The organism is Halomonas urumqiensis (assembly GCF_003028575.1).
Lineage (GTDB): Bacteria > Pseudomonadota > Gammaproteobacteria > Pseudomonadales > Halomonadaceae > Halomonas > Halomonas urumqiensis.
This window is the reverse complement of the sequence record NZ_PYUD01000001.1, coordinates 783768-799733: the sequence shown is the minus strand read 5'-3', so window position 1 is coordinate 799733 and position 15966 is coordinate 783768. Positions and strand designations below refer to the sequence as shown.

The 15966-nt window shown below is 63.0% G+C and carries 13 protein-coding genes; 3 read left to right on the top strand and 10 right to left on the bottom strand.

What is annotated here, in order from left to right:
* Positions 1-12: 12 nt before the first annotated feature.
* From C6V82_RS03255 to C6V82_RS03225, 7 genes are all read right to left on the bottom strand, one after another.
* Entirely contained in the window at positions 13-906 is an 894-nt protein-coding gene (locus C6V82_RS03255; RefSeq protein ID WP_102589439.1) for an aldose 1-epimerase, read from the bottom strand.
* Positions 899-2062, bottom strand: coding sequence for a Gfo/Idh/MocA family protein (locus tag C6V82_RS03250; protein WP_102589438.1), 1164 nt, complete (start codon positions 2060-2062; stop codon positions 899-901). Before C6V82_RS03250 ends, C6V82_RS03255 begins: the two co-directional genes overlap by 8 nt.
* Positions 2063-2107: 45 nt before the next feature.
* The gene (locus C6V82_RS03245) at positions 2108-3163 is read right to left on the bottom strand and encodes a sugar phosphate isomerase/epimerase family protein (RefSeq protein ID WP_102589437.1); all 1056 of its coding nucleotides are present in this window, start codon (positions 3161-3163) and stop codon (positions 2108-2110) included.
* An 89-nt stretch (positions 3164-3252) separates the two neighbouring features.
* Positions 3253-4215: an ABC transporter substrate-binding protein gene (locus tag C6V82_RS03240; RefSeq protein ID WP_229843056.1), complete on the bottom strand. Its 963-nt coding sequence runs from the start codon at positions 4213-4215 to the stop codon at positions 3253-3255.
* A 67-nt stretch (positions 4216-4282) separates the two neighbouring features.
* Positions 4283-5296, bottom strand: coding sequence for an ABC transporter permease (locus C6V82_RS03235; protein ID WP_102589436.1), 1014 nt, complete (start codon positions 5294-5296; stop codon positions 4283-4285).
* Positions 5277-6806, bottom strand: coding sequence for a sugar ABC transporter ATP-binding protein (locus C6V82_RS03230; RefSeq protein ID WP_102589435.1), 1530 nt, complete (start codon positions 6804-6806; stop codon positions 5277-5279). The genes C6V82_RS03235 and C6V82_RS03230 overlap by 20 nt, the downstream gene beginning before the upstream one ends.
* Positions 6806-7576 (bottom strand): SDR family NAD(P)-dependent oxidoreductase, encoded by a 771-nt coding sequence (locus C6V82_RS03225; RefSeq protein WP_102589434.1) that lies wholly within the window; start codon positions 7574-7576, stop codon positions 6806-6808. The genes C6V82_RS03230 and C6V82_RS03225 overlap by 1 nt, the downstream gene beginning before the upstream one ends.
* Positions 7577-7841: 265 nt before the next feature.
* On the opposite strand from C6V82_RS03225, the gene C6V82_RS03220 reads away from it, so the two are divergent.
* Positions 7842-9053 (top strand): ROK family protein, encoded by a 1212-nt coding sequence (locus C6V82_RS03220; protein ID WP_102589433.1) that lies wholly within the window; start codon positions 7842-7844, stop codon positions 9051-9053.
* A gap of 71 nt (positions 9054-9124) precedes the next feature.
* On the opposite strand, the gene C6V82_RS03215 is transcribed toward C6V82_RS03220, so the two are convergent.
* The gene (locus C6V82_RS03215; protein ID WP_102589432.1) at positions 9125-10831 is read right to left on the bottom strand and encodes a DEAD/DEAH box helicase; all 1707 of its coding nucleotides are present in this window, start codon (positions 10829-10831) and stop codon (positions 9125-9127) included.
* Between the two features lie 515 nt (positions 10832-11346).
* On the opposite strand from C6V82_RS03215, the gene C6V82_RS03210 reads away from it, so the two are divergent.
* Positions 11347-11796 (top strand): YaiI/YqxD family protein, encoded by a 450-nt coding sequence (locus tag C6V82_RS03210; RefSeq protein WP_102589431.1) that lies wholly within the window; start codon positions 11347-11349, stop codon positions 11794-11796.
* 47 nt (positions 11797-11843) lie between these two features.
* Here C6V82_RS03210 and C6V82_RS03205 read toward each other — a convergent pair whose 3' ends face one another.
* A complete protein-coding gene (locus C6V82_RS03205; RefSeq protein ID WP_102589430.1) occupies positions 11844-12848 on the bottom strand; it encodes a glutathione S-transferase family protein in 1005 nt (334 codons plus the stop codon).
* A gap of 81 nt (positions 12849-12929) precedes the next feature.
* A complete protein-coding gene (locus C6V82_RS03200; RefSeq protein WP_102589429.1) occupies positions 12930-13844 on the bottom strand; it encodes a LysR family transcriptional regulator in 915 nt (304 codons plus the stop codon).
* Positions 13845-14184: 340 nt separating this feature from the next.
* On the opposite strand from C6V82_RS03200, the gene C6V82_RS03195 reads away from it, so the two are divergent.
* On the top strand, positions 14185-15930 hold the full coding sequence (locus tag C6V82_RS03195) for a peptidoglycan DD-metalloendopeptidase family protein (RefSeq protein WP_102589718.1): 1746 nt from the start codon (positions 14185-14187) through the stop codon (positions 15928-15930).
* Positions 15931-15966: the final 36 nt, after the last annotated feature.

The following is a 15966-nucleotide window of genomic DNA, read 5'->3' as shown; positions in this document are numbered from 1 at the left end:
TCCTTTTGCTGATCAGCCGTTCCACTGCAGCGGGCCAAACCGCCAACGCTGCCCGAGTCTTTCACCACTGGCTAGCTCGCTCAGGCCTTCGGCGAGCGGGTCGGGGAAATGATGGGCGTCGACCACATGGCTGACCGGCTCGAAGCAGAAGAAATCGGCATCACTTCCGGGTGAAAAGACCAGGTAGCGGGAGAGTCGTGGAGCCACACTCAGTGCCATGCTCACCCCACGCTGCGGCCAGTCCATCCTGGCGCGGCCGTTCCAGCCGCTGAACAGGTTGTCGATACGCCTCTCAGGAAGCCCGGCGGCTTCGGTGAACCGCCAGGGGTCGCCATCGCCAAGACGTCGCCAGTGGGTGGGAAGCTGTGTGGCGTCCACCTCCCAGACCCCGCCTGCCGGCGCGGAGAGACGCACATCGGCGGTGCGGGAAAACCATGGGTGCATGCCCACGCCATAGGGAGCTGGATGCAGCCCCAGGTGGGTCAGGCACAGGTCGACCACCAGGCTTTTGCCTTGTAGCCGATAATCCAGCACGGCCTTGTAGTCGAAGGGTGACTGCCAGGCCGAGCGTAGGGCGAGTCGCATTCTTTCAGGTGCCAATGCCACCACTCGCCACGACTGCTGCCACCCATCGCCGTGGATCGGCAGGGGCTCACCGGCCAGGTTCGGCGCTAGCGAGTAGTCCCTGCCCCGCCAGGTGAAACCACCCCCGGAGATGCGGTTGGACCAAGGCAACAGCGGGTACAGCCCCATGCGATTGGGGTCATCGCCAGGGCCGTCTCCGGGTCGAAATATCGGTACCGGCCCCGCCGGGGTCAGGGCATCGAAGCGCACCACGCAGGCGCCGTTGCCGGGCGCCACCACCAGCCGTAGGTGACCATTGTCGAGGGTCAGTGCGTCACACATCCACCCAGCCACCTCCCGCCGCTGACGAGGCCAGCGCGCGGGTGATGAAGCGCAGGCCATCGACACCGTCGGTCACCCCAGGGGTGCTCGCCGCCAGGGTGCCGGCCTGGCGACCGGCCATGCGGGCATGGATCTGCTCGGCGAAATCGGCATACAGCTGGGCGAAGGCTTCGAGATAGCCCTCGGGATGCCCTGGCGGAATTCGCGATGCGGCAAGCGCCGCCTCACCAAGCCCTGGGCCATTGCGGGTCAGAATCCGCGGCGGCTCACCCAGCGGTGAGTGGATCAGCCGGTTCGGCGTTTCCTGGTGCCACTCCAGGCCGCCCTGGCTGCCGTAGACCCGCAGCTTCAAGCCGTTCTCGTTTCCCGGCACCACCTGGCTCGACCACAGCATGCCACGCGCGCCGCCCTTGAAGCGCAGCATCATGTGCACGTTATCGTCCAAGGCGCGCCCCTCGACGAAGGTGTGCATGTCCGCCGCCAAAGACTCCAGCTCGAGCTCGGTGACGAAACGCGCCAGATGGTAGGCATGTGTGCCGATATCGCCCAGGCAACCAGCCGGTCCACTGCGCTTCGGGTCGGTGCGCCACTCGGCCTGCTTGACGCCGCTGTCTTCCAGGCGCGTCGACAACCAGTCCTGAGGATACTCGACCTGCACCACCCTGAGCTCGCCAAGCTCGCCGGCAGCGACCATGTCGCGGGCCTGGCGCACCAGCGGGTATCCGGAATAGTTGTGGGTCAGGCCGAAGAACAGCCCGCTGCGCTCGACCAGGGCCTCCAGGGTCTGGGCATCCTCCAGAGTGGTGGTCATCGGCTTGTCGCAGATCACATGGATGCCGGCTTCGAGAAAGGTCTTCGCCACATCGAAATGCAGGTGATTGGGCGTGACGATGGCCACCACGTCGATGCCGTCCTGGCGCAGGCGCTCAGCCTCGGCCATGGCACGGTAGTCGGGGTAGGCACGATCCTCGGCCACATGCAGTTCCGCGGCCGCCACCCGGCTGCGCTCGGGGTCGGAGGCAAAGGCACCGGCCACCAGATCAAAGTGGTCGTCGATTCGGGCGGCGATGCGATGCACGCCGCCGATGAAGGCTCCCTGGCCGCCACCGACCATGCCCAGGCGCAGCCGGCGGGATGTCTCGTGATGTTGGCTCATGTCGTTCTATCCCTCAGTTTTTCTATACCTCAGTTTTTCTATCCCTCAGTCGAGGCCCAGCAGACGGCGGTTGGTCGCTTCGTCGACACCCGCGTCGGCGAAATCGTCGAAAGCCCGCTCGGTGACCTGGATGATATGGTCGCGAATGAAGGCCGCGCCTTCGCGGGCACCCACCTCCGGATGCTTGAGGCAACACTCCCACTCCAGCACCGCCCAGCCGTGGTAGTCGTTCGCCGCCATCCACGAGAACATCGACTTGAAGTCGATCTGGCCATCGCCCAGCGAGCGGAAGCGCCCTGCCCGTTCGGTCCATGACTGATAGCCGGAGTAGACGCCCTGCTTGGGGCTGGGATTGAACTCGGCATCCTTGACGTGAAACATCTGGATGTGGTCGCGATAGACGTCCAGAAAGCCCAGGTAGTCGAGCTGTTGAAGAATCAGGTGGCTGGGATCGTAGAGAATGTGGCAGCGCGGGTGATGGCCAACCCGCTCGAGGAACATCTCGAAGGTGATGCCATCGTGCAGATCCTCACCGGGGTGGATCTCGTAGCACAGGTTCACCCCCGCCTCGTCGAAGGCATCGAGGATCGGACGCCAGCGCTTGGCCAATTCATCGAAGGCGCTATCGATCAAGCCGGCGGGGCGCTGCGGCCAGGGGTAGAGGAATGGCCAGGCAAGCGACCCCGAGAAGGTGCCGTGGTCGGTAAGGCCGAGGTTCTGCGACGCCCGGGCGGCAAGCATCAGCTGCTCCACCGCCCACGCCTGGCGGGCCTTGGGATTGCCGCGCACCTCGGGTGCCGCGAAGCCGTCGAACACCTCGTCGTAGGCCGGGTGTACGGCGACCAGCTGGCCCTGCAGATGGGTGGAGAGTTCGGTCAACGCCACGCCATGTTCCGCTAGCGTGCCCTTGATTTCGTCGCAGTAGGTGCGGCTCTCGGCGGCACGTTTTAGATCGATCAGGCGGGCATCCCAACTGGGAATCTGTACCCCCTTGTAGCCCAGCCCCGCCGCCCAGGCGGCGATGCTGTCGAGGCTGTTGAAGGGAGCGTCGTCACCGGCGAACTGGGCGAGGAAGATCGCGGGCCCTTTGATGGTTTGCATGAGGGGCTCTCCGATGGGTTACCGGGAAAAGTGGGTTACCGAGTCGAAAGGCACGGACGGGCACCTAAGCGCCCGTCCGCTTGCGTCGATCAGAACGGGGAGTCGGGGAAGTAGTACTGCTCGGCATTCTCCGGGGTGATCAGTGGTGAGCCGAGAATGTATTCGCCGACGACCGGGCCGTTGGAGACGAAGTTCTGCACGGTCAGATCCATGGCGGTGGCGATCATCGCCGGTGGGTACAGCACATCGACCGGCACCAGTTCATCACCCTCCATGACACGCTTGATGATGTCCTTCATGCCGGCACCGCCGACGATGAACAGCTCGTCCTCGCGCTCGGCCTGGCGTACCGCCTCGATCACCCCGAGAGCGATGTCGTCATCCTGGGCCCACACCGCGTCGATGTTGTCGAAGCGTGCCAGGAAGTCCTGCATCACTTCGAAGCCGTCATCGCGATTCCAGTTGGCATGCTGCATGTCGAGGATATTGATCTCGGAGCCTTCGATGGCTTCCTCGAACCCCTGCACGCGTTCGTCATCGATCACCGTGGGAATCCCGCGCAGCACGACGATATCGCCTTGCCCATCGAGCCGTTCGCGAATGTACTCACCGGACACGCGCCCTAACTCATGGTTGTTGCCGGCCACGTAGAGGTCTTCGATCCCCTCCAGTTCGAGCCCACGGTCGACCACAGTGACGAACACCCCTGATTCCTTGACGCGACGTACCGGGTCGGTCAGTGGCCCCGACTCGAAGGGCAGCACCACCAGGGCATCGATGTTGCGCTGGGAGACCAGATCCTCGAGGTCATTGGCCTGCTCGCCGGGGTCGCTGGCCGTGCTGATAGTGATCGATATATCGGGATGCAGGGCCTCGAGTCGCTCCTTGGCCTGCTCGGCATGGAAGTTGACGCCGCCGGTCCAGCCGTGGGTCGCCGCGGGGATCGACACACCGATGGTGACCTCCTGGGCCATGGCGAGGCCGGGCAACCCGATGGCGGCTGCCGCGGTCAGGGCCGCGACCTTCATTTTGGTATTCTTGGTGTTGGGCATGGTGATGCTCCTGTGATGCTTGTGCTTATTTTGATGGTGCGAGTATTGCTGCTGCCTGTTGGGCGCCTCATGGCGCCGACTTCCTCCACGACGCACGTTGCAGGTACACCGCGACGATGATGATGATCCCCTGCACCGTGCCGTTGAGATAGTTGGAAATGGCATCGGTGAGGTTGAGGATATTGCCGATCATGGTCAGCATGATCGCCCCCACCACCGTGCCCCAGATGCGCCCATGGCCACCCTTGAGCACGGTGCCGCCAATGATCACCGCGGCAATCGCCTCGAGCTCCCAAAGCACCCCGGTGGCACCCGAGGCCGAGCCAAGCCGCGGCACATAGATGATGGTCGCCAACGCCACGCACAGGCCCTGAAGCATATAGGTCAGGGTCTTGATGCGATCGACGCTGATGGCGCTGTACTCGGCCACCTTCTCGCTGGAACCGATGGCAAAGCAGTAACGCCCGAAACGGGTATGGTTGAGCAGGATGTAACCGGCCACCGCCACCACAAGGAATACCAGTACCGGAACCGGAATCCCCAGCAAGCTACCGTAGTACACCGGCCGGTAGATATCGCGCACGCCCCAGTCCAGCGACAGGGTTCCGCCGTCGGCGAGGTAGGTCACCAGGGAGCGATAGATGCCCATGGTGCCGAGTGTGACGATAAACGCCTCGATCTTGCCCTTGGTGGTCACCACGCCATTGATGAAACCCGCGCACAGGCCGAGCAGAACCGAGGCGCCAACACCCAGAAATATCGTGGTCAAGCCGGCGCCGAACTGCTCGACCAGGCTATTCATGAGAATAATCATCACCCCGGCGATGAAGGCCGCCATCGAGCCCACCGACAGATCCAGCCCACCGGCGGTGATGACGAAGGTCGCGCCGATGGCGATGATGCCGATGAAGGCGCTGCGGGTAAGCATATTGGACAGGTTGTCCAGCCCCAGAAAGGCAGGGTTGATCAATACCCCCAGCACGGCGAGGGCCACCAGGGCGATGAACGGCCCCCAGGTCTTGAGATCGACGGAGAAGCGGCTCCGCCCGATCGGCTTGTTGTCAGGCACGACGCTGTTCATCGACTCCTACCCCCTTGATGCCGGATGCATACTGGATGATTTCCTGTTCGTTGATCTGCTCGCCTTCGAGCACGCCGGTCAGCACCCCGGCACACATCACCGCGACCCGATGGGACAGGCCGATCAGCTCGGACATCTCCGATGAGATCAGGATGACCGAGCACCCGGCGTCGGTCAGTTCACGCACGAAGTGATAGATCTGGTGCTTGGTGCCGACATCGATGCCCCGGGTCGGCTCGTTGATGATCACGATCTCGGGATCGATGGTCATGACCTTGGCCAACAGCAGTTTCTGCTGGTTACCGCCGGAGAGCTCGGAAGCGGTAAGGGCCTCGGTCCGCAGGCGAATGTCGAAGCGTTCAATGGCCTCCTGGAAGGCCTGCTCCTCTTGTCGACGATCGATCAGCGGGTGGCAGTAGGCGCGCAGATTGAGCAGCGTCAGGTTGGGACGCAGCCCCATGTTGAGCACCAAGCCCTTGCCCTTGCGGTCTTCGGTTAGATAGGCGATGCGCTGGCCCACTGCGTCGCGCAGATGTCGCAGCACCACGGGTTGGCCATTGCGCAACACCTGCCCCTGGCGGCGCTCGCGCAACCCAAGCAGCGCCTCGATCAGCGCCGTACGGCCGGCACCGACCACCCCGCCGAAGCCCAGCACCTCGCCACGGCGTAGCGTAAAGCTGGCGTGTTTCACGGCACCGGGCACCACCATGTCCCGCGCCTCCAGCACCACCGGCGCATCGCTTTCAAGCGTGGTGCGTTCGGGGTACATGTCGCGGATTTCGCGCCCGACCATCAACCGCGCCATTTCCTCCTTGCTGCGTCCGGCCATCGGCCCACTGTCGATCAGCCGACCGTCACGCAGCACCGTGACCCGGTCGGCGATCTGCTCGATCTCGCGCAGCTTGTGGGAGATGTACAGAATCGCCACCCCGCGCTTGCGCAGGCGCGCAATCAGCTCGAACAGCACCCCGACTTCATGTTCGGTGAGCGCCGCGGTGGGCTCATCCATGATCAGCACGCGTACATCGCGGGTGATCGCCTTGGCGATCTCCACCATCTGTTGGGCGGAAGTGCTGAGATCCTTGACCCTGGCACGCGGGTCGACGCGTGTTTCGAGCTCGGCCAGCGTCTCGCTTGCACGCTCGCGCATGGCCCGGCGGTCGAGGAAGGGGCCGCGGCGCAGCTCGCGTCCCAGGAAGATGTTCTCCTCCACGCTCAACTGCCCGGCCAGAGCCAGTTCCTGGTGGATCATGACCACCCCGTCGGCCTCGGCTTCACCACTGTTTCGATAGCGGCGCACCTCACCTTCGAGGCACACGTCACCGCTCGTCGGACTCAGATAGCCGGAGAGGATACGCACCAGTGTCGACTTGCCGGCCCCGTTCTCGCCCAGCAGCGCGTGCACCTCACCGGGCGCAAGGTCAAGGTCGATATCGAACAGCACCTGGTTCTGGCCAAACGAGCGGGAAATGCCACGCGCCGACAACAGCGGTTGATTCTGCCTGCTCATCAGCCCCACCCCGCATCGACGGAAAATTCTTGCCCGGTCAGTTGCGCACTGTCGTCGGCCGCCAGAAACAGCACCATCGGCGCCACATGCTCCGGGGTCAGACGCACCTTGAGGCACTGGTGCTGTTGGATGCGTGCCTCGTCCTCTGGACCGATCCACTTGTCGAGCTGACGTTCGGTCAGGATGCAGCCCGGCACCACCGTGTTGACGCGGATATTGAGCTCCCCCAGGTCCCGCGCCAGGCTGCGGGTCAAACCATGCGCAGCGGCCTTGGCGGTGACGTAAGTCGGCAGGTCACCCAGTGCCAGACGCACGCTGATCGAACCGAAGTTGATGATCGAGCCGCCGCCGGCATCCGCCATCCGCTCCGCCACCGCCTGACTGGTGAAGAACATCGGCCGCAGGTTGAGCGACATGCGCTCATCCCAGTAGTCGACACTGACCTCTCGCCAGTCGTGGCGGTCGTCGTTGGCGGCGTTGTTGACCAGAGTGCGGATCGGGCCCAGGGTCTCGCTCACTTCCTCGATGATGGCCTGCAGAGCCGTGATGTCGCGGATGTCGCAGTGGCGATAGCAGGGCGAGCGTCCCGTCTGCGCTTCGAGTTCACGGCACAGGGCCTGGCTTGCCGCATCGTCGATATCGACGAAGGCGACACTGGCACCCTGATGGTGGAAGGCTTGCACCATGGCCGCACCGATGCCGCCACCGCCCCCGGTAATGAAGACGACACGGTCGGCAAGGCTGGGATAGCGGGCCATCGGTTCGTGCATGGTGATCTTCCTCGTTGTCATTATTCTTCGTTGCCATTGACGGCGGCCACGTGCTGCTGCGTGCTGCCGATGGATCGAAGCAACTGGCGTACATTTAATTTAGACACTAAAATAAATACCACCAATACAACTTAGGTCGCATCGCGTTCCCGACACCGGCTATCGATGGCAAGCATCAAGGCCTGTCGCCGGGAAGTCTTGAGCGATACTTCCATCTGCGATAGCCCTGTTAGACTGCCCATCATCCACCGGAACGGCGAGACCCATGGCTTCTCCATCCCATGACAGCAGCCGCCTCGACAACACCCTGGCGGTGATACGCACACTGCGTGACAGAGGGCCGGTGGCGCGCGTCGACCTCGGCACCCTCAACGGCATCAGCTCCGCGACCGTCACCTCGATCAGCGCCGAGCTGCTTCACCAGGGGCTGATCACCGAGCTTCCTCCCGACACCCCTCGCCCGAACGGGCGTGGGCGCCCCAAGACGCTGATCCAGCTCGCGCCGGAGGCTGCCTGCGTCATCTGCATCAAGCTCTCGATCAATGAACTGCAACTGGTGGTGGGTGACTACGCCGGCCAGATGCAGCATAGCGAGCACCACGCCATCGACACCCTGGCGTTGACCGCGGATGAACTCATTGCCTTGCTCGAGGAGAAGATTGCCGAGGTTCGATCCACCGCGCTTGCCAGCCACCGCCGCCTGGTCGGTATCTGCCTGGCGGTACAGGGGGTGGTGTCGTCGCATAGCGGTACGCTGATCTGGTCGCCCGCCTTGCGCTTTCGCAATGCCCCGCTATCGGCACTGCTCGCGGAACGCTTCGATTGCCCGGTGCTGCTCGAAAACGACGCCAACTGCATCGCCAGCGTGCTGGCGGCTCAACCAGCCTATGCCGGCTATCCCAACCTGGTGGTCATCATGCTGGGCTATGGCATCGGCATGTCGGTGCTGATCGACGGCGTGCCGTTTCTCGGTGCCAACGGCTCAGCCGCCGAGTTCGGCCACAGCAAGTACCAGCCCGGGGGAGCACTGTGTGCCTGCGGCAAGCGTGGCTGTATCGAAGCCTATACCAGCGACTACGCGCTCTATCGCGCGGCCAGCGACGTCATCGAACTGCCCGCTGGCGACAGTGCTCACCCCTCGGAGCCGCAGATGCAGGCCCTGACCCAACTGGCCCTGCAGGGCCATCCCGAGGCAGTGCGTATCTTCGCCGAGGCGGGCCGCGCCCTGGGCTACGGCATGGCCAATCTGCTGGCCCTGTTCAACCCCGACCTGGTACTGATCACGGGGTCAGGGGTGCGCGGCTTCACGGCCATGCACGACGCCATGCAGGACGCCATCAGCGAGGCACTGGTCACCGAGCTGATCGGCCCCACCCGCATCGCCAGCTGCCCCTGGGACCGCGACATGACCTGCCTGGGCGGCATCGCCATCACGCTCCAGGCCACCGACCCGCAGCTGTTGATGGGCTCGACATAAAAAAACGGGCCGGGGAAATTCCCCGGCCCGTGTTTTGGGTGGTGCCTACCGCCGCCTGGCGGCGGTGACGATCAGCCGCGCGACTGGCGGCGGATCGGTGCGTCGCCATCTTCACGGCGACGACGCGGAGCGCGCTCGGGAGCACCGCTGTCCTCGCTGATCTCGAGCGGACGGCCGGCCACTCGGGCGCGGGCCATCTTGGCCAGGATGCTGGCCGGCAGTGAGCTTGGCAGCTCGACCACCGAGAAGGCGTTGCGGATATCGATACGGCCGATGCGCGCGCCTTCGATCCCACCTTCGTTGGCCAGAGCCCCGACCAGCTGGCCCGGCTTGACGCCGTCCTTGTGGCCGACAGAGACACGATAGCGCGTCATGCCTTCGCTGGGCCCGCGTTCACGGCGTGCCGGCTTGCCATCACGAGGGGCGCGATCGCCACGCGGGTCCTTGCGCGGTGCCTGCAGACGGCCGATCGGCGCCTCGTCGGCACGCGCCAGGCGGGCGAAGGCGCACGCCAGTTCGATGGGATCGTGGCCTTCGGCGACCAGTCGCTCGACCAGCGCACGCTGCTCTTCGGCACCGGCGGTCAGGGCGGCGATGACACTCGAGTGGAAGACCTCGTCGCGATGGGCGCGAATCGCGGCCTCGTCGGGCAGCGCCATTTCGCTGAGCTTCTGGCCGGTGGCCTGCTCGATCCAGCCGACCTTGCGGCCTTCGCGGAAGCCGACGAAGGTGATGGCGATGCCGGTGCGACCCGCCCGACCGGTGCGACCGATGCGGTGGGTGTAGGCTTCGCTGTCCTGGGGAAGATCGTAGTTGATGACGTGGGTGATGCGCGGCACATCGAGGCCGCGGGCTGCCACGTCGGTGGCGATCAGGACGTCGACCTTGCCGCGCTTGAGGCGGGTGATGGTCCGCTCACGCAGGCTCTGGTCGAGATCACCGGAGAGGCTCGCGACATTCACGCCACGCGCCGAGAGCTGCTCCATCAAGGTGGTGCAGGCAGCGCGGGTACGCACGAAGACGATGGCGCCATCCACCGGCTCGACTTCGAGGATGCGTGCCAACGCTTCCAGCTTGGCACCGCCATCGACGCGCACCAAGCGCTGGTCGATGCTCGCCGCCGTGCCGATCGCCGCCTCGATGGCGACCTTGACCGGATCGACCAGGTAGCGGTTGACGATACGCTCGATTTCAGTTGGCAGGGTCGCGGAGAAAAACACTCGCTGGGCGTCCTTCGGCGTGTCGGCGACCACGCGCTTGACGTCGTCGATGAAGCCCATGCGCAGCATTTCATCGGCCTCGTCGAGCACCAGCGCGGAGAGCCCATCGAGCTTGAGGCTGCCACGATCCAGGTGATCGATGATGCGGCCCGGGGTGCCGACGACGACTTGTGCGCCACGCTTGAGGGCACCAAGCTGCTCGCGGTACTCCTGACCACCACACAAGGTGGCGACTTCCAGCCCCTTGAGGTTCTGGCCATACTTGCTGAACGACACGGCCACCTGCTGCGCCAGTTCACGGGTCGGCGCCATGACCAGCACCTGGGGCTCGCGGCGAGTCAACTCGAGACGCGAGAGGATCGGCAGCGCGAAGGCGGCGGTCTTGCCGGTACCGGTCTGGGCCTGGCCCAGCATGTCACGGCCTTCCAGCAACGCGGGAATGGTCTGCAGCTGGATCGGTGACGGAATCTCGTAACCCAGGGTCTCAACGGCGGAGAGAACGGCAGGCAGCAGGGCCAGATCGCCGAAGCTCGGCGAGGCGACAGAAGTCGAGGTCATTAATCACACCTTGGTAGGCCGGCGTGGCCGGCAAAAATTCATTGGCGTCCCTGACGCAATCGACCGCGTGTTCGACACACAGGTCAGAACGGTCATGGGTGCTGTGCTCCACAATCGGAAGAGGCAGCACGCTTTCGGAGTCGGGGACGCCGGTCGCACCTGGCATTCGGTCCATGCCATCGAGGATGGTCGGATGAACCGCTGTGGCGACCGTTTGTGCCGATCTCGCCCGGGTGGCGTGATCTTGGTGGCACTCCATCTACACAATTCGAACGCTGATGGCGCAGCTAAGCTCACTGGGCCTGGCGTTTCGGCGCTCACCTGGCACTGGGCCGTGGTGGCGTCGTCATGATGGTGGGGTCAACACATGCGAGGAGCGCGCATGCTACCATCGGCGAATGCCACTGGCTAGTCCTTTTGGTCAGGTTTGATCACCTGGCCTGTCTAGCGAGCCTGCCTCGCAGGTATTCTTGAACGTTCTTCGAACCTATTCCACTCCCCGCTGGAGTCACCGCATGCCTACACTATGGGTCGATGCCGATGCCTGCCCCAAGGTGGCACGCGAGATCATCATTCGCGCCGCCGAGCGCACCGCCACCCCTAGCTGGTTCGTCGCCAACCATGCCATTCCCCTGCCGCCCTCGAAGTGGGTCAAGGCGCTATCCGTCAGCCATGGCGTCGATGCCGCCGACAACGAGATCGTCAGCCGCATCATCGCGGGCGATCTGTTGATCACCTCGGACTTGCCGCTTGCCATGGAAGCCATCGACAAGGGCGCGAAGGTCATGACCACACGCGGTGAAACCCTGGATGCCAACAACATACGGGCACGCGTGCAGATGCGGGATTTCATGGAGACCCTGCGCGCCAGTGGCGAACACACGGGTGGACCAAAGGGTTATTCAGACGCCGACCGCCGCGAATTCGCCAATGCCCTGGACCGCTGGCTGGCGAAGCGCCGCTGAACGGCGCCCGACGTCACGGATCACAAGAGGCATGCGGGGCAACCTCCTCAGCCCACTTCACGAATGCCTCGGCCAGTCAGTCGCTCGCGATCATGGGGTCGATCAAGGCCTAGCAGCGGCCCCTTGGGCACGATGCGGGTCGGGTTGATGTGTTCGTGGCTGTAATAGTAGTGGCGCTGGATGTGATCCATGTTCACCGTCTCCTTGATACCCGGCCACTGGTAGATCTCACGAAGGTAATTCGACAGATTCGGGTAGTCTTCGATACGCCGGAGGTTGCACTTGAAGTGGCCATGATAGACGGCATCGAAGCGCACCAGGGTGGTGAACAGGCGTATATCGGCTTCTGTCAGCCATTCGCCGGCGAGATAGCGTTCCTCGGCAAGCCGGGCTTCCATGCGATCCAGCGAATCGAAGAGTGCCACCACGTGCTTCTCGTAAACGCGTTGCTCGGTGGCAAAGCCCGACTTGTAGACGCCATTGTTGATGTGGTCGTAGACATCCGCGTTTACCGCGTCGATGGTCTCGCGAAGATCTTCCGGGTAGAGGTCCAGACGATTACCGGTCAGGTGGTCGAAGGCCCCGTTGAACATGCGCAGCAGTTCCGCTGATTCATTGTTGATGATGCGACCGTTTTGCTTGTCCCACAGCGCCGGCACCGTGACGCGGCCGGTGTAGTCCGGGTCGGTCAGGGTGTAGAGCTGATGGTGGTAGTCGACGCCGTTGATCGGGTCACCACTGGAGCCTTCCTCCACGTTGTAGCTCCAGCCTTTGTCCAGCATCAACGGACTGACATGAGACAAGCCGATCAGGTCATCGAGACCCTTGAGCCGGCGCATGATCATTACGCGGTGTGCCCAGGGACATGCCAACGAGACATAGAGATGATAGCGGCCGGATTCGGCGCGCAACCCGGGCTGACCATCGGGACCGTCACTCCCATCCTGGGTGACCCAATCGCGGAGTTTGGCCGACTCACGGACGAACTCGCCATCGTACTTGTCGGTGTCATACCACTGATCGTGCCAAACGCCATCAATCAACAGGCCCATGGGGTCACTCCTCGGTAATGAATGCAGTCACCCAAGGATAGTGCGATTCGATCGACGCTCAAGCGCATGTTTTGGGCCAGATCATTCGATAGGATCGAATTGTCGCACCTCTTGGCAGCGTGAGGCTTCACGTTGCAGGGCGCCGGCCATGGCGTGAGTGGCTGGACCCGCGCGGTCACGATCACGATAGATGAGCTGAACCGGTATCTGGCGAATACCACCGGCACTCAATGCAAGGGGCACCAGTCGGCCTGCTTCCAGCGCGTCGTGAATGCGTGTTTCCGGCACCCAGGCAAAGCCCAGCCCTCGTTCAAGCATGTCGATGGAAGTCCCCAGATGGCTTAAGGTCCAGCGCTGCTCAGCCTTCAACCAGCCGGAATCCATGGATTGGCGCAGTGCCGAATCACGTACCACCAACTGGCGGTACTGCTCCAGGTCACGTAAGTCCAGCGGCCGAGCCAGGCGATGCAGGGGGTGTTCCGGGTGTGCCACCGCAACGAAGCACACGGTGGTAAGCGGCTCCCCCAAGAAACCCTGGGCGGAAAGCCCCGAGATCACCAGATCCGCCCTGCCTTCGTAGAGCATTTCGATACCGCCATTCAGCACGGTTTCATGGAGCTGGACACGAACATGGGGATGAGCGGCAGAAAAGGCTTCCAGGGCTCGCGCCAGGGCATCGGGAGGAAACACCTGGTCCACGCCCAGCACCACTTCGGCCTCGAGCCCTTCGGCCAGACGGCCGGCCACATCTTCGAGTGCCTCGGCCCCCTCGAGCAATTGACGCGCGCGCCGCAACAGCATCGCACCCGCCTCCGTCAGCCGTACCTGGCGGCCCACCGGCTCCAGCACATTGACGCCAAGCTGTTCCTCGAGCTTGTGCACCGCATGATTCAGGGTGGATGGGCTCTTGTGCACAGCCTGGGCGGCGCGGGCGAAACCACCATGGTCGACCACTGCGGCAAGCATCTGCCATTGAGCCAGAGTGACACGAGACATTTCGATTCCCTCGAATGCGTGGAGCAATTCACAGGGGTTCATCTTCGAAAAAACCGCACTGAATTACCAGTTCGAGACTTGTCACTCTCTTCTTTTCATCGCAAGACACTGCGCAATTGGACCAAGGTAGGGGGTTGAACTCACTGCCAAGCTCTTGTCCAATACCGTTAATTAACACTGTTCGCGTGTTGAAGGAGACGTTGCGAAACCCCCACCGTTGGCCGAAAGTTCATGTTCGGCACAAAACCTGTACGTCCTTACAGGATAGGCACACCATACCGCATGGGGTATGGTTCTCATGCCTATTGTCATCCTATTCATCATTTATTGGCCTTTATCCATGATGCGAATCCTTCATTCGCTTCCCCGCACGCACAAGTTATTGCTGTTACCGGTTGCCACCATGGTCACCGTGCTGGGTGCACAGAAAATCGTCACGACTTACCAGGATGTCCAGCGCGAGAATCAGCCGCTGGACACCGTTCTTGTTCCGCTGAATGCCGACTCACGACCCGGTCTGCCTTCGCTTAACTTCGACCGTGGCTCCATGGTCGATGCCATCGAAATTGCCACTCAAGCTCTCGATGCCACGCGTTCCCATGTGCCGCTGGCAAGCCTGAAACCGACAGAGATCGTCGACCTCGATCTCGTTGATTCCGCCAGCGCCGCAAACAACAACGAAGCAATCCCGCTGTCGCTTGCCAAGCCGGCATCTACATTAGCTGAAACCTCTACAGCAGCCACATCCCCCAAGGAAGACTTGCTTTCCGGGCAACCCACCCTCGACGAAGGCGCGCTGCACATTGCCGTTGTGCTCGGCACCATCTCTAGCGGCATGCTCGATCATGATGGCAGCCTGGTGGCGGATGCCACCTCCTATGAGGACATTTCCGAGGACGAGCTTGAGCTGTTCGACGAAGGCCCGATCATCCTGGAGCAGGAGATCGCCGCCAACGAGCCCTATGTGCCCGAGTGGCAGACCTACACCGTCAAGGCTGGCGACACCTTCGCCGTGATGGCGCAGGAGCAGCTTGGACTCGGCTACAGCGAAGTACTCTCGCTACTCGACCAGGTACCGGACAAGAATGCCCTGACCCGCCTGAGGGTAGGCAAGAGCTTCGACTACCAGCTCGACGAGACCGGCAAGCTACTGGGGTTGCGCATGATGCACGATGCCCGCAGTGGGCTGATGGTGGAGGTCACCGAACAAGGCATGGACGTTGCCACCATCGAACGCACTGGGGAAGCCACACAACGCTTGTTCGCGGGTAGCGTCAGCGGCAGCTTTGCCCGATCCGCCCAGGCGACCGGCCTGTCCAGTCCCGAGATTTCCCAGCTCTCGCGGGTACTGGAAAAGAAACTCGACTTTCGCCGCGACACACGCCGCGGCGATCGTTTTCAGGTGCTGGTGGAATCCGACATCATCGAGGGGGAAAGCTTCGACACACGGGTACTCGCGGTCCAGTATCAGGGGGAGCGCATGAACCTGACACTGGTGCGTAACAGTGACGACAACAACTTCTATACCCCGGACGGTGACAGCCTCGACCCGGCCTTCAATCGCCACCCCTTCAACGGCAGTTACCGGTTGAGCTCCTCATTCAACCCAAACCGCAAGCATCCCGTTACTGGACGCGTAAGCCCTCATCGCGGCACCGATTTCGCCATGCCGATCGGCACCCCAATCACCGCACCAGCCGATGGACGCGTCGAGAAAGTGGGTAACCATCCGCTGGCGGGACGCTATCTCGTCGTGCGCCATGACAATGGCTATCGCACACGCTATCTGCACCTGTCGCGACCGTTGGTCAGTCATGGCGATCGTATTTCGATGGGCGAACGTATCGCACTTTCCGGCAATACCGGACGCAGCACCGGGCCTCACTTGCACTACGAGGTGCTGGTCAACAACAGCCAGGTCGACCCCATGCAGGTCAGCTTGCCCGAGAGCAAGAGCCTCTCAGGTGAATCGCTGCTGGCCTTCCAGCAACGGGCCGAGCCGCTGCTCGCCGCGCTCGAAAGCGGTGAAACCGGCACCATCGTCGCCAGCGCCTCGGAATCCAGCGCACCGGACGACGACGGCTGAACCAGACTGGCGTAACCTGCGCCCCCATCGCGACGC